A 23,098-nucleotide genomic window follows, 5' to 3' on the forward strand; every position below is an offset into this window, starting at 1 on the left:
AAAAATAATTGCCATGTTTTTGTCATTTTGAAACTCCTGAAGATGACAGCGGATCAGTTTTCTCAGTTTGCTTTCCGCATCTGTGCCATTGGCCACGGCAGCATTCATTTTTTCAAACACCACCTCTGTTTTAAAGCTCAGGTACTGATAAAGGATATCGTCCTTGTTCTTGAAATAAAGGTATAAGGTGCCGTCCGCCACACCTGCCCTGGCGGCAATCTGTGAAATGGTGGCTTTGTAAAAACCATGCTCCGCAAACACGGCGCCGGCACTGTTTAAAATTTTATGATATTTCTCGGACTTACTTTTCTGCAAATGTGTTCATCCTTTTTCTTACCCAAATGAATAACGGATCATCCATCTAACCATAAATCCGCGCAAGCTAACAATAGATCCGCGTAAATGTCAAGCCTTGTAACAATTTTCAAAACAGAAGCTATTATGACAACATATCTTGCACTTACAACATAGTAAAGCATACGAATTTTATCATACCCGGATCAGTCTGTTTTTCACTCCCTAAAAAAAAACCATGAATATCTATTCATTTTGGAATTTCCCATACAATGTTCCACCGGGTAATTTTTTGAATAATTACGTTCATTTCTTTTATTGAACTTGATTTTAGATTATTTTAATGTAAAAAAATTATGCATCCTAAACATTCTTAACATGAAATATCTTACATATATACGGGAGGATTTCATCATGACCCATCCACAATCCGAAGAATACTGCAAACTGCTTGATTACGGCAGGCCCCCCAATGTGAAAAAATGCTTCCCCAACTCAAAAGCATTAATTGTCAGCGGGAAATATATTGACCGCGCCATGCTGGCCAAAGGCAGTTGCATGACCATTGCAGCCAACGGCAGAAATGCTTTTGTCATCAAAGGAACCCTTGCCGCAGCCCAGCGTGCCAATGCTGCCGTTATCATCGAAATTGCGCGCTCCGAAGGCGGCACAGGGGCCTATTGCGCCACCAGCCTTTGGAACATTGCAAGGCAGACCGATGCCTATATGAATGAAATGGGGATCACCATTCCCGTAGCCATACATGCAGACCATTTCGGAATTAAAAAAACCGAAGAGATTACACCTGCAAAAACCGAAATCCGGTCTTTATTTGATGCTGGCATTACCTCCATTGCCATCGACGCATCCCACATGCCCGATGACCAGAACCTTTTAGCCAATATTGAATTAAATCCGTATGTACCTGAATGGGCAGGCCTTGAAACCGAAGTCGGTGAGATAAAAGGGATACAGGGCCTTTCAACGCCTGAAGAAGCGCTGTTTCTTATCCAGGGACTCAATGCCCACAGCATTTTTCCGGACTGGATCGCTTTGAACAACGGCACCACCCATGGCATTGAACAAAGCGATTCAGGCATCAATGTCGCTTTGACTGCGGAAATCCATAAGACACTGGCCCCTTACGGAATTTCCGGTGCCCAGCACGGTACATCGGGAAACAATTCCGACCGGTTGCGCCGGATTGCCAAAGACACAAGAACCACAAAGGCCAATGTTGCCACGGCCCTTCAGATGATCTCCTGGGGGGTGAAGGTTAATGATTTCGGCAATGCCATCATGGATGAGTCGGGCAGGTTCATTAAAGAGACCGGCAAAGGGGTCACCCGGGTCACCTGGGAAAACATGTGCGATTTTGCCGCAGCCAATGGCTGGCAAAAGGGGAACTTTAAAAAACTGAATCTTCCTTTTGAAAATCTTCTGACAGCCCAGGATGGGCCTGTCCGGGAGCGAATGGTCAAAGGCGTTGAAAACTTTGTGTTTACGCTGCTCACTGAGGTTTTCAACGCGACAGACACAGCGGACCTGGTAAAAAAACAAATTTTTGAAACCCAGTCACACATGCCTGGTTTCAAAGCAAAAAAAATTGAACAAAAAAATGAATGGACCCGGGAAAAAATTATTGATAAAGCTTCCCGGATTATTGGAGATAAAAGCCCTGAAGGAAATTTTGATGATTAAAAATTTTTTCTAAAGTTTTAATTTCACCAAGCCGATATTGGGTTCAAGGAGAAATTTAAAATGCAGATCCCTTCATACCAAATACAAAATGTCTTGAAAGTGTATTCAAGGCAATTTAGCCAGGGCAAACTGCTGGGCAAGAATAAATTCAGCGATGCCAACAAGGTTTCTGCGGACAGTGTCAACATCTCATCGGAAGGCAAGCGTCAGGCCATTATAGATAAGGTCGCAAGCAACATTGTTGACAAAATTATCACCGAAGGCCCCAATGAAAAAGATGAGGCCCAGATCACCGGTCAGATTGAAAAAGAGCTGGGGAAAGAAATTGATTTTAGTAAAGGGAGAAATCAATTCACCTATACCTCGGTTGATGAAAATAATAATAAGGTTGTCCAGACCTTGTCCGTGGAGGATTCCAGATTTATTGTCGAACGGATGACGGAGCTGGCGCGCCAGGTGGCTGATTCCAACATGGAATCCCAGGAGGGTGTTTAACATGAAAATTAATACCACACCGCAGTATATCAATCAAAGTTACACTGCAAACAATGCCGGTACCACCGCCAATACGTCGGCGGATCAGGGAAAACAATCGAAAGAGACTCTTTCAGACAGCATTAATTTATCCTCCACCACCAGGGACCTTCAGAAAATATCTGCCGCGTCTGCCCAGGAACCTGAGGATAGAGCCCAAATGGTTGAAGACCTCAAACAGCAGGTGCAGTCCAATCAGTACACGGTGAATGCCGAGCAGGTAGCGGAAAAAATGATCGGGTCTATTATGAATGAGGTGGGTTAACCAGGCGGCATCTTTTTCCCTCCTGCCCGACGCATCGAAAATGTTCAGGCAGGAGGGTTTTTATTTTTATAGCATAACTATTTGATTTTTAAATAAAATATATAACATCCTCCCGCTATTAAAATCGCACAAACAACTGGCACACTTGTTGCTAAACTCTTCCTTAAAGAAAAAAGGAGGACAATATGACCCATATTAACAACATCCAAGGTATCACCCAACTACTTGACAATCAGTCAACCCAGGTATCCAAGACCAGTGGACAGGCACAGGGATTTGAATCCTTGCTCAATTCCGCACTGGAGAAAACACAGGAGCCCGAAGAAAGAACACAGATCAGCGAATTAGGTGAAATCCCTGCCTTCGATTTTGACATTCAAACCGTATCTTCCATTGTCACGGATAAAACCGACAAACTGCTGAACAGCCTGGAAAGCTATGCATCCCAGCTTGATGATACCAGTGTCTCTTTAAAGGACATTGAGCCTGCGCTTGAAGAACTCAATGCTGACGCCTCATCTTTATTGGAAGAAACCTTGTCTTTAGGGGAAGATGACCAGGATCTCATAGATATTGCCACCAGCACGGTTGTTGCTGCCAAAACCGAATATTTGAAATTCCAGAGGGGCGATTACCTGTAAACAAGAAAGGAGGTCAGGACTTTTTTTGTGCATACACCTGTTTGGCTGCCTGCCAGTGCTTCTCCTTTTCTTCGGAGGGCATCTGCTTTAAATCAAGGCCTTGTTTTTCAAGGGAAGCTTCCATAATTCTGAATCTCTGCTCAAATTTGGAAGTAGACCGGTACAGCGCTGTTTCCGGATGAAAACCGGCAAATCTTGCCACATTCACAAGGGAAAAAAGGATATCACCAAATTCAAGCATGGCAGCATCCTGGCCCATGGAGAGTGCAGCATCAAATTCACGTATTTCCGAAACAGCCGTATCCAGTACCTGGCTCAGGTTGTCCCACTCAAATCCGGCTTTTACTGCAGATTTGGAAACTTTCAAAGCCCGCAGCAGCCCCGGCATCCCGCCTGGCACATTGTCAAGGGCAGAGCGTCTTTCAGATATGCCGGAACCGCTCTTCTCCCCAGCCTTAATCGCATCCCACTGTTTATTCAACCCATCTTCGGATGTAATCCGGCTGTCACCATAAACATGGGGGTGGCGACGAATCATTTTATCAGCCACGGTATTGACCACGCGTTCAAATGAAAATCTGCCGGAGCCGGCATAAATTTCCATAATAAAGAGGATCTGGAAAAGAACGTCTCCAAGCTCCTCTACAATGTTATCCTCATCATCTTTGACAATGGCTTCTTCCAGTTCATATAACTCTTCTGCCAGGCACTTCCACATGGTAGACGGGGTCTGTTTCCTGTCCCAGACACATCCGTTCTCCCCCCGAAGTCTTCGGATAATCTCAAGCAGGGGAACTATTGTTTCCACGTTTTTCTTAATCCTTCCAATTCGTTACTGAAATCTGTTTTGATGTTCCGGGAAATAAACAGGGTCAGGGCATCAGCAACCTGGGCAAGGTAGGGTGCAGTGCGGGATGCAGACATATGATTACTGCCGCTGGGCACAAAGCTTGTGATCATTATAAAAAGGACGGTTGTGATCAGTATGCCTTTGGCAGCCCCGAAGATAACACCGAATGTTCTGTCCACCCAGCCTAAAAACACAATTTTCAGCAAGTTGTGGATCAGGGCGGCCACAAGCCCCACAGCAATAAGAATCAGACAGAACAATAGAAAAAAACAAACAAGTTTTTGAAGCTGCAGTGATGAAATCCATGAATCCATATAGGGCATCAGCTGGGGATAATAGGTATTGGCCCCGTAGAAACCGGCCACAACACCCACTATACCGGAGATTTCCCGGACCAGGCCCTTAAAGCCACCCCGAACAAGGCAAAACCCCACAATGATCAATACGCAAAGGTCGAAAAAATTCATAGTTTCCCTTAATTTAATATGGTTCCAAAGAATAAACAGATAACAGCAGGGCAACTTGCCCGTCAAGATTTTTATTGACCTTTAAACCAATAAAATGCACCCTATAGCCCATGAAAAATCTTGAGTTCCAAAACATCGCCCTTGCCCAGAAACTCTTTGGGACACACAATGTCAACCTGGAAAAAATCGCCCGGGCTTTTGGGGTTATAGTCAACTCAAGGGGCGGTGCAATTTCAGTCAGTGGCTCAGAAAAAAAAACAGACAAGGCAATCGACCTGATCAGCCAGCTTTACGATCTTTTGGAAGAAAACATACGGCTGACACCTGCTGTTGTAGATGCAGCCATCAATGCGGTTCAACAGGGCGGGGCCACCCCATTGAAAAAAATATTTACCACCACAATAGTGGTAACGGACAAGAACAAACCTATTACGCCCCGAACGTCAACCCAGCTGACATACACCGAGGCCATAAAATCCAACGATATCCTTTTCGGCATTGGGCCGGCCGGTACCGGCAAAACCTACCTTGCCATGGCCATGGCCGTTGCAGCGTTCACAAAGGGTGATGTAAAAAAAATTATTCTCACCCGTCCCGCAGTGGAAGCAGGAGAGGCATTGGGTTTTCTTCCGGGTGACCTGGCTGAAAAAATAAATCCGTATTTACGGCCCCTGTACGATGCCCTCTATGATATGCTTGATTTTGACAAAGCCAGAGCCTATATTGAGAAGGAAACCATTGAGATTGCACCCATTGCATTTATGAGAGGCAGAACCCTGAACAATGCGTTTATCATCCTGGACGAGGCCCAGAACACCACCTCCCAGCAGATGAAAATGTTTTTGACCCGGATCGGATACGGTTCAAAGGCCATTATCACAGGTGATATTACCCAGACAGACCTGCCCGGAGGGAAAAAATCAGGGCTGGAGGAAGCCAGAAAGCTGCTTGCCCGGATAAGGGGGATCTCATTCATAGAATTCTCAAAGGATGACGTTGTCAGGCACCGGCTGGTGTCAGACATCATAGACGCTTATGAAAAAAGCAAATAACCGGGGGTGGTTTAAACGGGCCGGAAATGCCCTGTCATCCACCCCATATCTCCCGCCGGTGATGTTTTTTCTGGTGGTGTTCCTGTTCGCCCTGGCCCAGACCGTTGAGCAGACCACAGAATCATATGTATACGAAATAGGGGATGTGGCAGGCAGGGACATCAAAGCCCCCAAAGATTTCTTTATAGAAGACAAGGCCACCAACCTGGCCAGGATGAATGATGCCAAGACATCACTCAGAACTGTATATGATTTTGATTCCAACCTGTTAAAAAATATCACCACCGACATTACATCGGCCATGTATTTCGGGCGCCAGATGTTCCAATCCCCGGACAATGCCCTGGGCATCCCCCCCCCTGACCCGCCGGATATTTCCTTTTCCATGGCCCTGGTATTCAAGCCCGAATTTGAAAAAAGGCTGGGCATAGAAATTTCAAAAGGCGCATTCCAGATCCTGTTCAAGGAAAAATTTTCCGAAGAGATTACGGGATATATTTCAACCATTATTGGCGATATCCTCACCAACGGGGTTGTGGGCAACAAAGAAATTCTGATGGCTGAAGAGGAAAAAGGTATCACCCTGAGGACGATTCAGTCTCACAAGGAACGTGTAGTTACCAATCTAAAAGTGTTTTACGGGCCGGACCAGGCCAAGACCATGGTAAGAATCGTGGGTCAGCCCATCTTAAATGGCGTCAACTACAGCCTGGCCAACCTGGTTGTGGATATTTGCCAGCGGCTTTTGCAGCCCAATATCACCCTGAATAAAAACGAAACGGAAAAGCGCATCCGGGAGGCCCAGGCACGTATCAAACCCACCCTTTACCAGATCAAGGCAGGCGAAATGATCATTCGGGAAGGGGAGCGGGTTGATGAACTCAAACTGGTCAAGCTCAACGCCTTAAACGAACAGGTCGAGGATAAAGATGTTATCATAACCATTACCGGCATCTGCATGTTTACCAGCCTTTTGCTTATTGTAATTTATTTTCTGTACCTTAAAAATCATCCAAAGCTTGGCCGGGACATGAATAAACACATGACCTTTCTGACCCTGGGTCTTTTGCTTTATATCGGATTTACCGAGCTCGCCGTGTACATTGCCCACTCCTCAAATCCGGAAATGGCCGGCGAAATGGCCTCAAGAACAATTTATATGGTGATACCTTTGCCGGCTGCCGCCATGATCACCTGCATTTTCCTGGGATTTGACATTGCACTCTATTTTTCTCTGGTGCTTTGCAGTTTATGCACCATATCCTTTGGCGGCGGGTTCCAGGTCTTTTTGTTCTTTTTTCTGTCCAGTGTTACAGCGGCCTACTGGATCAAGGAACGAAACGAACGTCACCATTTCATTGTTGCCGGCTTCAAACTGGCGTTGCTCAATGCATGTCTTGCCATTGCCCTGGGTTTTTTCATGCCCTCCCAGGTACTACACTGGGGGGTATTGCTTAAACAGGTGACAATGGCCGTGGGCGGCGGTGTATTTGCAGCCATTCTTACGGTAGGATTCACGCCTTTAATCGAAGTGCTGTTCAATTACACCACGGCTGCAAAACTGCTGGAATTTTCAAATCTGGACCAACCCCTGATCAAAAAACTGATGATCGAGGCCCCGGGCACTTACAACCACAGCGTCATTGTGGCAACCCTTGCGGAAGCAGCCGCGTCCGCCATCCATGCAGACAGTCTCAAGGCCAAGGTCATGGCCTATTACCATGACATCGGCAAGCTGGACAAAACCATGTATTTCATTGAAAATCAGTCTGACGGACGGAACCGCCATGACAAGCTCTCCCCGTCCATGTCTGCGCTGATCCTCATCGGCCATGTTAAAAAAGGCGTGGAAATGGCCAAACAATACAAACTGGGCAATGAAATTGTGGAAGGCATTATCCAGCACCACGGCACATCCCTTATAAAATATTTTTATAACAAAAGCCTGAAAGCCGGAAATGAAAACATTAATGAAGATGATTTCAGATACCCGGGTCCCAAACCCCAGACAAGGGAGGCAGGCATTGTCATGCTCGCGGATGTGGCAGAAGCCGCAACCCGGGCACTTGAGCGCCCCACCCCATCCAGAATCCAGGGCCGGGTCAAAGAGCTGATCAATGACATATTTGCCGACGGCCAGCTCGAAGCGTGCGAATTGACCCTGAAAGATCTGCACCAGATTGCCAAAAGTTTTAATAATATTTTAACCTCCATCTATCACAGCCGCATTGAGTACACCGACAAACCCCAGGAAAAAAAGAATGGAAAACCTAAGGATACTGATAGACAACCGCCAAAAGGAGAGGCTGCCAACAGCGCCCCTGTACAAAAAGACCGAACAGATCTTAAACGCCTTGGGCTGTGACAACCACGAACTTTCCATTGTGATCACGGATGATGCCCAGGTCAGGGATCTGAACCGGACATACCGGGGCAAAGACGCTCCCACCAATGTGCTCTCCTTTCCCATGCAGGAAGGAGAATTTTCAGATATTACCCCAGGACTTCTCGGGGATGTGGTGATCTCCCTTGATACGGCCCGGGCCGAGGCCCTGGAGTCAGGGATTTCCACCGATGAACGGATGTCTCAATTATTGATACACGGCATTCTTCACCTGATGGGGTTTGACCATGAATTGGGTGAGGACCAGGCCCGGAAAATGGAAGAAAAGAGCCTGGAACTGCTCAGGCGCATTGAAGGCAATCCGGATCTAACCGCTTTCTAAGAAGGTCAAAAGGATATCAAAATGGCTGAACTCGCAGTAAATGTAGACCATGTGGCAACCCTGCGCCAGGCAAGAGGCGCCAAATACCCGGAACCGGTCCAGGCCGCCCTGGCCGCAGAAACCGCCGGGGCAGATGCCATTGTGGTGCATCTCAGGGAAGACCGCCGCCACATCCAGGAACGAGATGTCCGGCTGATTTCCCAGACAATAAAAACCCGGTTGATACTTGAAATGGCAGCCACCAGTGAAATGCTGGGTATTGCCCTGGACATCAAACCCGATACCGTCACCCTGGTACCCGAAAAAAGAGAAGAGCTTACCACCGAAGGCGGACTTGATCTAATTACCCATATGGAGCACATCCGCCAGGCCGTAACCACCCTGAAAAATGCCGGGATCAAGGTCTGTATTTTCATTGACCCTGACCTGGATCAGATCAAAATGGCCCACAGAATTGATGCCGATTCCATTGAAATACATACCGGCGCATTCTGCGATGCCACAATCCCGTATGACCGGAAAAGGGAATATGCAAGGATTGTGGATGCGGCCAAAATCGGTGCCCGCCTGAACCTGGGCGTCCATGCCGGACACGGAATCTGTTACCAATCTATCAAAGCATTCAAGGGATTATCTGAGATTTCTGAATACAGTATCGGACATGCCATCATCTCAAAAGCAGTCATGACAGGCATGGACACCGCAGTCAGGGACATGGTGCAATTAATTAAAAATCTGTAATTTACATTAGTTTAACAGCCCTGCCGCCTTTGCTGCCAGACTCACCCCGCATTCATTGTTGGCGCCTGAACATAGAAATTTCTTTTTCAGCGCATCCGGACTGTTATCCATCAAAAAGCCCTGCCCCGCCCACGCCAGAAGGTCTTCGTCATTGTAATCGTTTCCCACGGCAGTCACCATTCCCCGGCCGACACCAAGATGCCGGGCCAGCCATTGGGCTGACGCACTCTTGCTGACCCCGGAAGGAAACACCTCTATCCATGAAGATTTATGGTCCAAAGGAGAGGTGGCTGGAATCACGCTGAATCCGGACAGTTCACGGCGAAGCGCATCCAGTTGCTCCCAAGGCAATCCGCCGGGTACAATGGCCAGGACCTCCGTGGACTGCTCATAAATCGTGCTTCCCGCTTCCAGGGGCGTACCAAAATCCGAATACATTGCCATGCGCCGGACAAAATCCGGATTGTCACCGGATGTGAATTTAAATAGAAAATATGAGGTGTCGGGAATGGCCTTGTGGATCATATAATCAAAACCTATACGATCAAAACAGGCTGCAATTTCCAAGACCCCGTCTTTAGGAAGTGAACAGGAGCGGATCAATTGCCTGCCGGGCCAGACCATGATGCCGGCACCTGTGGAAAAAATCAGATAATCCAAAGGCAGATCTTCCGGGCCAATCTCCATATGCTTAAGGGCGCGCCTGAAGGAATAAAAGCTGCGCCCTGTGGCAATGACCGTTATTACACCGGCAGCTCTCAACCCCGCCAAGGTATCCAGATCCCGGCCACGGATACGCCTGTCGTCCGTGAGCAGGGTGCCGTCAAAATCGGTGATAAATATTGCTGACATGTTAAATCACCGGGGGGCCGTCCCTATTTCTTTTTCTCCAGTGCTTCGCGCAAAATGCTTTCCATAGATCCAAAGGAAGCCCCTCCCCTGGCACTTTTTGCAAATTGCTTCCAATTACCTGAGGCATTCTGGTCCGGAGGCGCCAGGGTCATGCGCCGGTTATCCTCATCCACTTCCTGAACCAGGACCTGTGCAGTATCCCCGGGTTTCAGAGACTCAAATTTCCCTGCATCTGCGGACTGCCGCAGGTTTGACATGGGCATCAGGCCTGTAATACCGGGTTCCAGACGGATAAACAGTCCAAAGCCTTCTTTTTTTTCCAAGGTGCCGTCCACGACACTGCCCACGGGATATTTGGCCAGAGCACCGGTCCAGGGATCGCCTGCCGCATCCTTCATGCTCAGTGAAATCCGCTTGGTATCCATGTCAATGGCCTTGATCACCACCTGAATGGTCTCACCAACACCCACCGCGTCTTCGGGGCGCAGAACCCTTTTCACATGGCTCATTTCAGATATATGGACCAGACCGTCAATACCCTGGGCGATCTCCACAAAAGCCCCGAAAGAGGTCAGACGGACCACTTTCCCGCTCACCTGGTCCCCGATACTGAAGGTGGTGCCGATGTTATCCCAGGGGTTTCCAGAGGTTTGTTTAACTGAAAGGGAAATTTTGGGGGCGTCGGAAAGGGGTTTTTCAATCTTCAGCACCTTGACAGGCAGAATATCATCCACCCGTACCACTTCTTCAGGCTTTTCCACCCGGGACCAGCTCAATTCGGAAATATGGGCCATGCCTTCCACACCGGGCGCAAGCGCAATAAAAGCGCCGTAGGACATCAGCTTGGTCACCCTGCCCTGGACCGTATCCCCTTCGGCCAGTTCTTTCATGAATGCGGCACGTTCTTCCCTGATCTGTTCATTGAGAAGATCCCTGCGGGAGACAACAATATTCCTGCCCTTTTCCCCATACCGGGTAATCAGGAAATGGAGGGTCTGGCCCACGTAATCCTCGGGGGTTTCCACATATTTGACATCAATCTGGCTCACCGGACAAAACGCCTTTTTTCCCAGAACATCCACGGCGAAACCGCCTTTGACAACGCCGGTCACCCGGCCTTCAACAGGGGTATGCCCGTGATAGGCATCTTCAATCATGGCAGCCATCCCGGCCCCGGAAACCACCTTGGACAGAATCACTTCGCTTTCGCTTAAGGAGACCACGTACAGTTTGAGGATATCACCCACTGAATACTGAAATTCACCATTTTCATCCAGCAGCTCGGACTTATCCACCACACCGTCGGACTTTGTCCCCGTGTCCAGGTAAACTGAATTTTCTCCGATGGAAATGATCTGTCCTTCCACCATATCCCCGGGCTTGAATTCCCGGCCGATTTTCGAATCATAGGCATCAAGCATCTGTTCAAAGCTCATCTCATTGGTGCCCTGATCAGTATTCTGAGTGTTGTCGTCCTCAAACCTGTCGTTCATCTTGTTCTCCCGGCCCGCTGGTCTTTAAAGCTGACGGGTCCGTTGTTAATTGGGTTTTCGCCAAAAATTTGAATCATAATACAATCATTAAATTTTGTCGAAACAAAACAATGTCTAATAAAACAGTTGAGCATAAATGTCCACCAGATTGCAGCTTATTCAGCCAACACCCGGAGCAGATTCTTTGCCATGTCCAGCGTAATGCCGGGAAGATCGGCCAGTGTCTCCGGCGACTGGATGCGGATATTATCAATGCCCTTGAAGGTGGTGAGCAGCAGCTTCTTTTTTTTAGGTCCGATCCCGGCAATTCCGTCAAGGACGGACAGTTTTCCCCGCTTTTCCCTGCGGGCGCGCTGGAACGTAATGGCAGACCTGTGGGCCTCATCCCGGATCTGCTCTAAAAGGAAAAGGGCCTTGGCAGACTGGGCTGTATTCAACGGATTAGACCGTCCCGGCAGGTAAACCTTGTCTGCTTTCTCGCCCTTGTCAGCATCCTTCTTGGCAAGGCCTGCCAGGGTAAATTTGCCTTCCAGCCTAAGTTCCCTGACCACGCTCACGGCCATGGACAACTGTCCTTTACCGCCATCCACCACCAGCAGGTCAGGCAGGGGCATATCTTCCCGGTCATGCCGGAATCGACGGGAAAGTACATGGGTCATATAGGCATAATCATCCTGGTGTTCAATATCCTTTATAATAAATTTACGGTAGGCATTTTTATCAGGCCTGCCACCGGTGAACACCACCATGGCAGCCACGGGGTCTTTACCCTGGAGATTGGAGTTATCAAAGCACTCCATACGTTCGGGCAGCCGGTCCATGCCCAGAAGATGCTGGAGCATGGTAAGCCCTGCCCGGGCCTCCTCCTCCCTTGCCAAAATTTTGTCAAGCTCTGCCCTTGCGTTGAGGCGCGCCATATCAGCGAGCCGTTTCTTTTCTCCCCGGACCGGATAATGGAAATGTACCCGGTGATCAGCCGCCCCACTGATCCGGGCTTCAGCCCGGGCCATGTCGTCAGACAGATGGCTGAACAGGACTGATCCCGGTATCTGGGCGGCTTTTTCATAATACTGGGTCACAAAGGCGGCCAGCACCTCATCGGGTTCCTTGAATCCCAGCTCCAAAGGGAAATAGGCTGTATTTATCAAATGCCCGGCCCTTACCTGCATCACTGTCACCACAGCCCGGTCCCGGCCCCAGGCAAGCCCAAGCACATCCCGGTCCCGGCCGTCGGTACACACCACCACCTGGCGCTCCATGATCCGCTCCACGGCAAAGATGGTATCCCGGACCTGGGCCGCCTTTTCAAAAGCCTGGATACCCGCAAATTCGGCCATCTCAAGACGCAGCTTTTGGATCACCTCCCGGGTTCGTCCCTTGAGAAACAATACCGCATCCTTGACCCTGGCCTGGTATTCCCCAGGATCCACCTCATTGCAGCACAGTCCAAGACACGCCTTGATCTGGTAATTCAGGCAGGGCCGGGACCTGTTTTTAAACTGGGCGTCCCGGCATTTTCGAAGTTTAAAAATCCGCTGGATCTGTTTTAACGTCTGATTCACACTCTTGGAGGAAGAATACGGCCCGAAATACAGGGCCTTGTCCTTTTCAATACGCCGTACCCGCTGGATGGAAGGATAGGGTTCATTCATGTCAATGCGCAGCAACGGATAGTTTTTGCCGTCTTTGAGAATGACATTATATTTAGGGGAATTTTCCTTGATCAGGTTGGATTCCAGAATAAAAGCCTCCTGGTCGGACTGGGTGACCACCAGGTGAAAATCATCTACTAGCGCCAGCAGGGCCGCTGTCTTGGGCTCGGGCTGATCCTTTCTCACAAAATATGAGGCCAGGCGCTTTTTTAAGTCCTTGGCTTTGCCCACATAAAGGATGTTTCCCTTTTTGTCCCGCATGAGATAAACCCCGGGGGCATGGGGAGCCTGGTCGTATTTTTCTTTTATTTTCTCAGGAATCATGGCTGGGTTGTCTTGATCTATGGAATCCTGGTCCGGTACCTGTAAAAAGGCACCGGACTTTTTCACTGATCAGGAGAAATCATAGCCCCTCTCGCCGTGAAGTGATTGGTCAAGTCCTGTGTATTCACTTTCTTCATCCAGTCTGAAGCCCACGGTTTTTTCCACAATAATGCACAGGATAATAGTTGCAACTCCGGCGAGCAGGATAGTCGCTCCCAACCCTTTGAGCTGTACCAACAGCTGATCGAAAACCGTCCAGGTCCGACCGGCGGCTTCACTGGCTGATGCCATCCAGGAATCGCGGATGAAAAAACTGAGCAGAAGAACGCCCAGTGCGCTGCCTACACCGTGGATTCCGAAACAGTCCAGTGTGTCATCATACCCCAGCTTTATTTTGAGCTGAAGCGCATAAAAACACGTCACAGTCGATGCCGCGCCCAAGAACAGAGCACCCAATGGCTGTACCACTGCAGCAGCCGGGGTGATCACCACCAGGCCGGCCAGTGTGCCGGACGCAAAACCAAGCGCAGATGCCTTCCGGTATATAATCCCTTCGATACACAGCCAGACCAGTGCGCCACTTGCCGCAGAAATCTGGGTCATGGTCAGGGCCCTGGCTGAATCCAGTCCGCTCTGAAGGGTGGAACCGGCATTAAAACCAAACCAGCCGACCCACAGCAAACCGGCACCGATGAGGGTCATGGTCAGATTGTTCGGAGGGGTGGAAATTTTGGGGTGACCCAGTCTCGGCCTTATATATATAGCTGCCACCAGGGCACTGATACCGGCCGACACATGAATAACCAGTCCCCCGGCCAGGTCAATCACCCCGGCTGCGCCGGAATTGAACAACCAGCCGTCCGATGCCCACACCCAATGGCACAGTGGCGCGTAAACCACCAGAAACCATAGGGAAATAAACAGGATATATCCTCGCAAATAGATCCGCTCTGCCAGAGCCCCGCTGATCAGAGCCGGCGTGATGATGGCAAATTTTCCTTGGAACATGGCAATGATATATTCAGGAATCCCGTTGGTCACGGCTTCATCAATACCTTTGAGAAAAAAGAAATCGCTGTTCCATCCGACAAATCCGCCCATAATGCTCTTTCCAAAAGTCAATGAATATCCGCAGACCACCCAGAGCACACCGATCACCGCCATGGCTACAAAGGTATGCATCATGGTTCCCAGAACATTTTTTGCCCGTACCAGGCCGCCGTAAAACATAGCCAGGCCCGGCAGCATGAGCAAAACCAGGGCCGTTGAAATCAACATCCAGCTCGTGTTGCCGCTATCAATTACCGTACCGTCTCCAGCCGCTGCGGCCAGCGGCGTTGCAAAAATTACAAAAACGAAAGGAATATGCTGCTTGTTCACCATAATCATGCTCCATTATTGTTAATTCAAAAAATTTCAAGTGAAAAAGCAATAGACATGCCATATTCTTATGGAGAATCGATTATTTATTTTAACATATCATAATAAAAAGAATTTATTTTCCCGCCAGAACAATATCGATCCGAGAGAACGCTTGGTTAGTCAGTATATTTCAAATATGTTTATAAAAATAAAAAAATAATGCTACATAATTGCAATAAAACGATTTGTTTTTATTCATAGTGGCGTTAGAGCTTCCAGGGGAATAGGAAACAAATTAAATTTTATTAAATAATTTACTCAGTATGCGGCTGTCATGTACATATGACAATTTACAGGATGGTTGGTAAAAATAAAATTTCAATAATGTAAAAATCGATAAAGCAAATGGGGGGAATTAATTCTGACACCTCTATCATGGCTGGGCTGCCTTGATCTTTTTCAGTTCCCGGATCTTGTCCCGGTATTGTGCTGCCTGCTCAAATTCCAGATTTTCTGCTGCTTGATTCATTTTTGCCTCAAGGTCATGGATCACATCTTCCAGGTTCAGCTCATCTGCGTCATAGGCTTTGAGTTCCTCATTTACAGCCGCTTCCACGGTATTGGCATTCATGTCGGCCATGGTGTAATCAAAGGCGTTGATCTTTTTGCTGATGGTGGCCGGTGTAATGCCGTGGGCCTGGTTATATGCATTCTGAATTTTGCGGCGGCGGCGGGTTTCAGCCAGGGCATGTTGCATGGAACCGGTCTCTTTTTCCGCATACATGATCACCCGGCCATAGGCATTGCGGGCGGCCCGGCCGAAAATCTGGATAAAGGAACGAAAAGAGCGTAAAAAACCCTCCTTGTCCGCATCAAGAATGGCCACCAGGGAGACTTCCGGGATATCCAGGCCTTCACGCAACAAATTGATGCCGATGAGCACATCAAACAGACCTCTTCTCAGGTCCTGGATAATATCAATGCGCTCCACCGTGCCGATGTCCGAATGCAGGTATTTTACCTTGAGCCCCAGGTCTGAATAGTAATCGGTAAGGTCCTCGGCCATGCGTTTGGTCAACGTTGTGACAAGCACACGCTCCCGGGCTTCCACCCGTTTGAGGATCTCCTGGTACAGGTCGTCAACCTGTGTTTTGGCATCCCGGATCTCCACCGGGGGATCAAGCAGGCCCGTGGGCCTGACAATCTGCTCGGCCACCCGGACACCTGCTTTTTCCAGTTCATAGTCCCCGGGGGTGGCAGAGACAAAAATGGTCCGGGGCACCCGGGCTTTAAACTCCTCGAATTTCATAGGCCGGTTGTCCACGGCAGACGGCAGGCGGAACCCATGCTTGACCAGGGTCTCCTTTCTGGAGCGGTCTGCCTTGTACATGGCCCCAAGCTGGCTGACCGAAATATGGCTTTCGTCAAAAAAAAGCAGAAAATCCTGATCCATATAATCCAGAAGCGTGGGTGGCGGCTGGCCCGGGGCCCGGCCTGTAAGATGCCGGGAATAATTTTCAATGCCGTTGCAATACCCGATCTCCTCCAGCATCTCAAGATCGTACCGGGTGCGCTCCTCCAGGCGCTGGGCCTCCACCAGCAGGTTCTGTTCATTCAGATAGGCCAGCCGCTCCTTGAGTTCGGCCACAATGCTTTGAACCGCCTGTTTCCGGGTCTTTTTATTGGTCACATAATGGGAGGCCGGATAGATGATCATCTGGTCAAAACGGTTGATTACCGTACCCTTCAAGGCATCAATCTCATTGATCTCTTCAATGGTGTCCCCGAAAAAATCAATGCGAACGGCCTTGTCTTCCTCGTAGGCCGGAAAAATCTCCAGCCGGTCCCCCCGGACCCGGAAAGTGCCCCGGTGGAAATCCACGTCATTGCGGGTGTACTGGATATCCACAAATTTGCGGATCACATCCTCCCGTGAAATCTCCATGTCCCTGTCCAGGGTCACCCGCAGATCCAGGTACTCCTCGGGCGCACCCAGACCGTAAATGCAGGAGACCGACGCCACCACGATCACATCCTTTCTGGCCAGAACGCTCCGGGTGGCCGAGTGCCGCATTTTATCAATCAGTTCATTGATGGATGAGTCCTTCTGGATATAGGTATCCGAGGACGGAATATAGGCTTCAGGCTGGTAATAATCATAATAGGAGACAAAATACTCCACGCAATTATCCGGGAACAGCATCTTGAACTCATTGTAAAGCTGGGCCGCCAGGGTCTTGTTGGGCGCAATGACCAGGCTTGGCTTTTCCACCTGGCTGATGATGTTGGCCATGGTAAAGGTCTTGCCCGACCCTGTCACCCCCAAAAGCACCTGGTATTTTTCATCATCCCTTACCCCCTGGACCAGATAACCAATGGCCTTTGGCTGATCGCCGGCCGGGCCATAGGGAGACACCAAATTAAACAGTCCCATAAATTTTTCCTGTACTTTCCTTTGTTCCGGACAGATACTTATAGTGGTTGAGTGAAAAATTATTTATACCACACCGGAGGTACAAAACCCATGGAAGAAAAAAAAGAGACCGTTGCCGTGGTAGGTGCAAGCCCCTTAAAGGACAGATATTCCAATAAGGCCCAGACCATGCTGGAAGAATATGGACACAGCCCTGTACCCGTAGCCCCCAAACACGAAGTTATTGAAGGCAAAACCGTTTATCATACGCTTTCCGACATTCCCCAGTCCATTGACACGGTGACCATGTACCTGAGCCCGGCCCGGCAGGACAAAGTTATTGACCAGATTCTGGACATCAAACCCCAACGGGTGATCTTCAATCCCGGCACGGAAAATCCCCAAGCCTATGAAAAGCTCAAATCCGCCGGAATCAAGGTTCAGGAGGCTTGTACCCTGGTTCTTCTGAAAACCGGCCAATACACGAAACCCTTTAATCCTTAATATGGATATGATATTTAGATTCATCTAATTAAATTTTTTTATGAACCCATCTGGAAAGAAGAACAAATGGAAACACAAACCGCCAAAGGGCATTTTATTGAAAATATTATCAAAGAAGATCTTGCCGGCAATAAAAACAACGGCCGCGTGGTCACACGCTTTCCGCCGGAACCCAACGGCTTTCTGCACCTTGGTCATGCCAAATCCATCTGCCTGAACTTTAAAATGGCCCAGCAGTTTAACGGGAAGTGCAACCTGCGGTTTGATGACTCCAACCCGGCCAAGGAAAAACAGATTTACATTGATTCCATCATGTCAACCGTCAAATGGCTGGGATTTGACTATCATACCCCGTTCTATGCATCAGACTACTTTGACGCCCTCCACGACTTTGCCGTTGAACTGATAAAAAAGGGCAAAGCCTATGTGTGCAGTCTGTCCGCAGAGGAGATGAAAGAATACCGGGGCACCCTCACCGAGCCGGGCAAAAACTCCCCGTACAGAGACAGAAGCGTTGGGGAAAACCTGGATCTGTTCCGGCGGATGAAAGAAGGAGAATTTGATGAAGGCGAGCACATCCTGCGGGCCAAAATCGACATGGCCTCTCCCAACATCAACATGAGGGACCCGGTGATCTACAGGGTCAAAAAAGCACCCCACCCCCGCACCGGGGACAAATGGTGCATTTATCCCATGTACGACTTCACCCACTGCATCTCCGATGCCCTGGAAGGGATCACCCACTCCCTGTGCAGCCTGGAATTTGAAGATCACCGGCCACTGTACGACTGGTTCCTGGACAATATAACCATACCCTGCCATCCCCAGCAGATTGAATTTGCCCGGATGAATATCAACTATACGGTGTTAAGCAAAAGAAAGCTGCAGCGCCTGGTCAGCGAAGGTATGGTATCCGGGTGGGATGACCCCAGACTTCCCACCCTGGAAGGCATGCGCCGGCGTGGATATACCCCGTCTGCCATCCGTAATTTCTGTGATGTGATCGGGGTCTCCAAAAAAGAGAGCCGCATTGACATGAGCCTGCTTGAATCCTGCCTCCGGGACGACCTCAACGAAAATTCCCCCCGGGCCATGGGCGTTATCCGGCCCTTGAAAGTCACCCTGGAAAATTATCCCGAAGGACAGACCGAAACCCTGGCAGCCATGAACCACCCCCAGAAACCGGAAGCCGGCAAACGGGAAGTCAGTTTCTCCAAGCATCTCTATGTGGAGCAGGACGACTTCATGGAAAATCCCCCCAAAAAATTCTTCCGCCTGGGACCGGGCCGGGAAGTGCGCCTGCGGGCCGCTTACCTGATCACCTGCAAAGAGGCCATTAAAAACGAGGCAGGGGAAGTGATTGAACTGATCTGTACCTATGACCCTGAAACCCGCGGCGGCAATGCCCCGGACAGCAGAAAGGTCAAGGGCACCATCCACTGGGTAAATGCCCAGGACTGCATAGATGCGCAAGTCCGGCTTTATGACAGGCTTTTCAAGGATGAGAATCCGGAAAGAGACAGCCAGGATTTTGTGGAAAACCTCAATCCCGACTCCCTTGAAATTCTGGAAAACGCCAAACTGGAAAGAAGCCTTGAAAACGCTGAACCTGAAGCGGTTTACCAGTTTGAACGGTTAGGCTACTTCTGCCTGGATTCAAAGGACAGCACCCCTGAAAAACCGGTTTTCAATCGCACGGTCACCCTCAGGGACACCTGGGCAAAGGTGGCGACAAGAAACTAGAGACAAGAAGGGGAAGCGCCTGCGGCGCTGATTTTAGCCCTGCATTGTGAGTTGAGCCCGGGTGTTTACAGACCAGGCTCAACCCGTGGCTGTTATTCAATGCGCCAGGTTGTGCCTTGGGACCCATCCTCCAGCACAATTTTCATTGCCAAAAGCTGGTCCCGGATCTCGTCGGCCCGGGCGAAATTTTTAGACTTCCGGGCAGCGGCCCGTTCGGCAATAAGGCCGTCAATCATGGTAGAGTCCACATCCTGGTCTGCCATGGCCCTGTCCTTTTTGGCCCCAAAATAGTCAGCAGCGGACATCATAAAAATGCCCAGGATTTTTGAAGCGGCCCTGATATCTGCATAAATACCGGCCAGCATTTTTATGTCATTTTGCCCGGGCGCGTCATCAGCATCATCCAGCAGCTTATTGCCCTTCTTGACCGCGTCAAAAACTCCGGCCATGGCCTTGGCTGAATTGAAATCATCGTTCAACGCCTCAACAATATCCGTCCACAAAGAACCGTGTTCCTCTCCGGCGGATTCCGGAGCAATGCCAGCCTTGTCCAGACGCGCCAGAAAAGCATAAATACGGTCAAGGCCCACACAGACCTCACGCATGCTGTTTTCACTGTAATCAATGGGGGACCGGTAATGCTTGGACAGCAGAAACATGCGGATCACTTCCGGACTATAGTCGGCCAGAACCTCCTTGATCATGGTGAAGTTGCCTAAAGACTTGGACATCTTCTCATTGTTGATATCCACAAATCCGTTGTGTATCCAGTATTTGACAAAGGGTACGCCAAAGGCAGCCTCGCTCTGGGCAATTTCGTTTTCATGGTGGGGAAAAATCAGGTCCTTGCCCCCGCCGTGAATATCAAAGCTTTCGCCAAGGTATTCGTAACTCATGGCAGAACATTCAATGTGCCAGCCAGGCCGGCCCTTTCCCCAGGGGCTGTCCCAGGAAGGTTCTCCGGGTTTGGCCGGTTTCCACAGGGCGAAATCCAGAGGACTTCTTTTTTTATCGTCCACGGCAATCCGGGCGCCTGCCTGCATATCATCAGGGTTGCGGCGGGACAGTTTTCCATATTCACTGAAAGATGAAATGGAAAAATAGACATCCCCGCCCGCCACATGATAGGCCTTGCCCAGGTCAATGAGACGCTGGACAAAACGGATAATATGATCAATGTGCTCGGTGGCTTTGGGCGCGATGGTGGGCCGAAGCACATTGAGCGCGTCCATTTCATTGTGAAATTCATCAATATATTTTGTGGTGATGGCAGTGCAGGCAAGGCTGGTCTCATTGGATTTTTTGATAATCTTATCATCCACATCCGTAAAATTACGCACGTAGGTCACCTCATACCCGAGCTGCATCAGCCACCGGTACACCACGTCAAACACCACCACGGACCTGGCATGCCCGATATGACTGGTGTCATATACAGTGGGGCCGCACACATACATGCCGGCCTTATTGGCTGTAATTGGAACAAACGCTTCTTTTTTCCCGCTCAGGGTATTATAAATCCGTAAACTCATTGCTGTGTATCCTGTAGTATCTTAACTTCCATTTTTATACAGCAGTACCGTGGCCTGGGCTGCAATGCCCTGCTGTCTGCCGATAAATCCCAGATGCTCGGTGGTGGTGGCCTTGATGTTCACACAGTCCGGGGACAATTCCAGAACCTTGGCAATACAGGCGGCCATGGCCTTTTTATGGGGACTCATTTTCGGGGCCTGGGCAAAGATGGTGCAGTCCAGATTGGCGACCATAAAGCCCTTATCCTGAATTTTCCCTTTGCATATATGCAGAAACCGGGTGGAGTCCATGCCTTTATATGCCGGATCTGTATCTGGAAAGTGTTCGCCGATGTCACCCAGGCCCGCAGCCCCTAAAAGGGCGTCACAAACGGCATGAAGCAGCACATCCGCGTCCGAATGTCCTTTCAGGCCCATGGGGTGGTCGATCTCGACCCCGCCGATGACCAGCCTGGGTCCGGCCACCAACTCATGAACATCGGTTCCTGTGCCTACTCTTATATGCATCTGCGATTACCTCTCCTTTGCATCAAATTAGCGCATTAATATATGCATCCTGAATCCAAAAGTCAAAAATCCAATTTTGTTTTTGTCATGATACTTTCGGGAATTCCGGCAGGGGTTAAACCCTTGCACGCCCATCTTTTTAGACTGCCCAAGGCAGGTCAGAGGCTTTTAGTGCCCTTATTTTTTAAGATATCTGTTTTTCCAAGCTCGGCACACAGCTGGCTGAACCATTTTCCACTGGGAAAAAACTCGAGTTGCTCATAGGTTTGAAGGGCAAAAATCACGGAGAAAAACCGGTTGTGGCTGGGCATAGCCACAAACAAGACGGCAATGAGCATATAGATGCTGATGGTTGCTTTGATATTCCCAATGCTTCCGAATTTAAACGCCGTGCCTGAGGATTTTTTCATTTTCAAACTAAAAAAATTAAAACTGTACAGTTCATCAAGTATAAGATGCAGAATCGAACCGCCAAAAACAAATCCCCCGGCCATCCAGGATACAAAATCGTTGAAATAAAACACGCGGTTCAGGCCGATTGCAGCCATGCATCCAAAGACCACTGCCGCAGGTATGGAATGGATAATGCCCCGGTGTGCCGTCAGCTTCGTAAACAAGGAAAAAATAAAAAATTTTATAAAAACAAAACTTGCCGCCCAGATGATGAACAGCTCTATCACGGTGTTATCCACCCGGTGTCTGAACATGACTAAAAACGATATCAATGTCGCACTAAATGTAAACACCAGCCGGACCGTTAAAGAATTGTCTGAATCAATGTCCGGCAACAGGCCGCCCACCACCCCGAGAATAAAGTAAAGCAGCACTTCCTGGGGGGATGCAATGGCCGATGCAAGCAGCATTGTCGCCGCAATGCTGCTTCCGATGCTTGCCACGGTAAGATGTGTTTTAAAATCCGCCACTGTTCAGACCGAACCATTCTCCTTGAACTGCGTTTTAGGTCAATCCTTGGGTGTTATAGCATATAGGATTCAAATTTGTAACAAAAAGGGTCAGCAGGGTGGCTGGGGCGTCGGAAGAAATGGCCGCAAACATGGCTCCAGTGGCTGCGGTTACAGAAGAGACCGCAGCCACTCTGTTTGCCCTGAATGTCCCCATTGCCCAGGCCATTGCGGAACAGTCCGCCAGACCCGGACGATTCCCACCCATGTCACCCAGGCCTCTGTTGTTCCCCGGGATGTGAGTAGTGTTTGTCTCTTTTTTACTCAAAGGTTAGCGGGGAATAATCCTTGGGCAGGTGGGCCGTTCCCAGGATGCAGGGCAGGCCTGAGGCCTGGGAAATATTAGCCGCGATCTCTTCAATGTCCGGACAGAACCCGCCTTGGGTCTTATCCCACCCCTCTGGGGTTTTGGACGCAAATGCACAGGTGCACAAATGGATAGCCTGGGCCCCTTTTGACTTAAGAATTTTTGCCATGTCCGCC

General features: G+C 49.3%; 23 protein-coding genes. 11 read left to right on the plus strand and 12 right to left on the minus strand.

The window, feature by feature from the left end:
* A partial coding sequence (locus AB7U36_RS03720; protein WP_428158464.1) for a TetR/AcrR family transcriptional regulator occupies nt 1–315 on the minus strand: 315 nt, incomplete at its 3' end.
* Nucleotides 316–708: 393 nt separating this feature from the next.
* Here AB7U36_RS03720 and AB7U36_RS03725 point away from each other — a divergent pair.
* The 4 genes from AB7U36_RS03725 to AB7U36_RS03740 all read left to right on the plus strand — a co-directional run bounded on the left by AB7U36_RS03725 (nt 709) and on the right by AB7U36_RS03740 (nt 3,435).
* A complete protein-coding gene (locus tag AB7U36_RS03725; protein WP_428158465.1) occupies nt 709–1,995 on the plus strand; it encodes a class II fructose-bisphosphate aldolase in 1,287 nt (428 codons plus the stop codon).
* A gap of 60 nt (nt 1,996–2,055) precedes the next feature.
* Entirely contained in the window at nt 2,056–2,490 is a 435-nt protein-coding gene (locus tag AB7U36_RS03730; RefSeq protein WP_428158466.1) for a DVU0524 family FlgM-associated protein, read from the plus strand.
* Nucleotide 2,491: 1 nt separating this feature from the next.
* Nucleotides 2,492–2,794 carry a flagellar biosynthesis anti-sigma factor FlgM gene (flgM, locus tag AB7U36_RS03735; RefSeq protein WP_428158467.1) on the plus strand — a complete coding sequence of 101 codons (303 nt, stop codon included), beginning with the start codon at nt 2,492–2,494 and terminating at the stop codon, nt 2,792–2,794.
* Nucleotides 2,795–2,979: 185 nt separating this feature from the next.
* Nucleotides 2,980–3,435 (plus strand): hypothetical protein, encoded by a 456-nt coding sequence (locus AB7U36_RS03740; RefSeq protein WP_428158468.1) that lies wholly within the window; start codon nt 2,980–2,982, stop codon nt 3,433–3,435.
* 13 nt (nt 3,436–3,448) lie between these two features.
* Here AB7U36_RS03740 and mazG read toward each other — a convergent pair whose 3' ends face one another.
* Together mazG and AB7U36_RS03750 are read right to left on the minus strand one after the other, a co-directional pair.
* Entirely contained in the window at nt 3,449–4,243 is a 795-nt protein-coding gene (mazG, locus tag AB7U36_RS03745) for a nucleoside triphosphate pyrophosphohydrolase (RefSeq protein ID WP_428158469.1), read from the minus strand.
* Nucleotides 4,231–4,752 (minus strand): CvpA family protein, encoded by a 522-nt coding sequence (locus AB7U36_RS03750; RefSeq protein ID WP_428158470.1) that lies wholly within the window; start codon nt 4,750–4,752, stop codon nt 4,231–4,233. The genes mazG and AB7U36_RS03750 overlap by 13 nt, the downstream gene beginning before the upstream one ends.
* Nucleotides 4,753–4,862: 110 nt before the next feature.
* Here AB7U36_RS03750 and AB7U36_RS03755 point away from each other — a divergent pair, with 110 nt between their 5' ends.
* From AB7U36_RS03755 to AB7U36_RS03770, 4 genes are read left to right on the plus strand one after another with little or no spacing between them, the layout of a single operon-like run.
* Nucleotides 4,863–5,804: a PhoH family protein gene (locus AB7U36_RS03755; protein WP_428158471.1), complete on the plus strand. Its 942-nt coding sequence runs from the start codon at nt 4,863–4,865 to the stop codon at nt 5,802–5,804.
* Nucleotides 5,788–8,169 (plus strand): HD family phosphohydrolase, encoded by a 2,382-nt coding sequence (locus tag AB7U36_RS03760; RefSeq protein WP_428158472.1) that lies wholly within the window; start codon nt 5,788–5,790, stop codon nt 8,167–8,169. Before AB7U36_RS03755 ends, AB7U36_RS03760 begins: the two co-directional genes overlap by 17 nt.
* Entirely contained in the window at nt 8,066–8,530 is a 465-nt protein-coding gene (gene ybeY, locus AB7U36_RS03765; protein ID WP_428158473.1) for an rRNA maturation RNase YbeY, read from the plus strand. The genes AB7U36_RS03760 and ybeY overlap by 104 nt, the downstream gene beginning before the upstream one ends.
* Before the next feature lie 21 nt (nt 8,531–8,551).
* Entirely contained in the window at nt 8,552–9,271 is a 720-nt protein-coding gene (locus AB7U36_RS03770; protein ID WP_428158474.1) for a pyridoxine 5'-phosphate synthase, read from the plus strand.
* A gap of 6 nt (nt 9,272–9,277) precedes the next feature.
* Here AB7U36_RS03770 and AB7U36_RS03775 read toward each other — a convergent pair whose 3' ends face one another.
* The 5 genes from AB7U36_RS03775 to uvrB all read right to left on the minus strand — a co-directional run bounded on the left by AB7U36_RS03775 (nt 9,278) and on the right by uvrB (nt 17,388).
* Nucleotides 9,278–10,123, minus strand: coding sequence for an HAD family hydrolase (locus tag AB7U36_RS03775; protein WP_428158475.1), 846 nt, complete (start codon nt 10,121–10,123; stop codon nt 9,278–9,280).
* A gap of 23 nt (nt 10,124–10,146) precedes the next feature.
* Complete coding sequence (locus AB7U36_RS03780) at nt 10,147–11,616, minus strand: 30S ribosomal protein S1 (protein WP_428158476.1); 1,470 nt, start codon at nt 11,614–11,616, stop codon at nt 10,147–10,149.
* Between the two features lie 155 nt (nt 11,617–11,771).
* Nucleotides 11,772–13,592: an excinuclease ABC subunit UvrC gene (gene uvrC, locus AB7U36_RS03785; RefSeq protein ID WP_428158477.1), complete on the minus strand. Its 1,821-nt coding sequence runs from the start codon at nt 13,590–13,592 to the stop codon at nt 11,772–11,774.
* 69 nt (nt 13,593–13,661) lie between these two features.
* Nucleotides 13,662–14,975: an ammonium transporter gene (locus AB7U36_RS03790; protein ID WP_428158478.1), complete on the minus strand. Its 1,314-nt coding sequence runs from the start codon at nt 14,973–14,975 to the stop codon at nt 13,662–13,664.
* 412 nt (nt 14,976–15,387) lie between these two features.
* Nucleotides 15,388–17,388 (minus strand): excinuclease ABC subunit UvrB, encoded by a 2,001-nt coding sequence (gene uvrB / locus AB7U36_RS03795; RefSeq protein WP_428158479.1) that lies wholly within the window; start codon nt 17,386–17,388, stop codon nt 15,388–15,390.
* Nucleotides 17,389–17,478: 90 nt separating this feature from the next.
* On the opposite strand from uvrB, the gene AB7U36_RS03800 reads away from it, so the two are divergent.
* Complete coding sequence (locus AB7U36_RS03800; protein ID WP_428158480.1) at nt 17,479–17,871, plus strand: CoA-binding protein; 393 nt, start codon at nt 17,479–17,481, stop codon at nt 17,869–17,871.
* A 66-nt stretch (nt 17,872–17,937) separates the two neighbouring features.
* A complete protein-coding gene (locus AB7U36_RS03805) occupies nt 17,938–19,614 on the plus strand; it encodes a glutamine--tRNA ligase/YqeY domain fusion protein (RefSeq protein ID WP_428158481.1) in 1,677 nt (558 codons plus the stop codon).
* Nucleotides 19,615–19,706: 92 nt separating this feature from the next.
* Here AB7U36_RS03805 and cysS read toward each other — a convergent pair whose 3' ends face one another.
* The 3 genes from cysS to AB7U36_RS03820 form a co-directional block, all read right to left on the minus strand.
* Entirely contained in the window at nt 19,707–21,146 is a 1,440-nt protein-coding gene (gene cysS / locus AB7U36_RS03810) for a cysteine--tRNA ligase (RefSeq protein ID WP_428158482.1), read from the minus strand.
* Nucleotides 21,147–21,167: 21 nt separating this feature from the next.
* Nucleotides 21,168–21,653: a 2-C-methyl-D-erythritol 2,4-cyclodiphosphate synthase gene (gene ispF / locus AB7U36_RS03815; protein WP_428158483.1), complete on the minus strand. Its 486-nt coding sequence runs from the start codon at nt 21,651–21,653 to the stop codon at nt 21,168–21,170.
* 158 nt (nt 21,654–21,811) lie between these two features.
* Nucleotides 21,812–22,549, minus strand: coding sequence for a metal-dependent hydrolase (locus tag AB7U36_RS03820; RefSeq protein WP_428158484.1), 738 nt, complete (start codon nt 22,547–22,549; stop codon nt 21,812–21,814).
* Nucleotides 22,550–22,707: 158 nt separating this feature from the next.
* Here AB7U36_RS03820 and AB7U36_RS03825 point away from each other — a divergent pair, with 158 nt between their 5' ends.
* On the plus strand, nt 22,708–22,857 hold the full coding sequence (locus tag AB7U36_RS03825) for a hypothetical protein (RefSeq protein WP_428158485.1): 150 nt from the start codon (nt 22,708–22,710) through the stop codon (nt 22,855–22,857).
* Between the two features lie 18 nt (nt 22,858–22,875).
* Here AB7U36_RS03825 and AB7U36_RS03830 read toward each other — a convergent pair.
* A partial coding sequence (locus AB7U36_RS03830; RefSeq protein WP_428158486.1) for a CGGC domain-containing protein occupies nt 22,876–23,098 on the minus strand: 223 nt, incomplete at its 5' end.

The organism is Desulfobacter sp. (assembly GCF_050177295.1).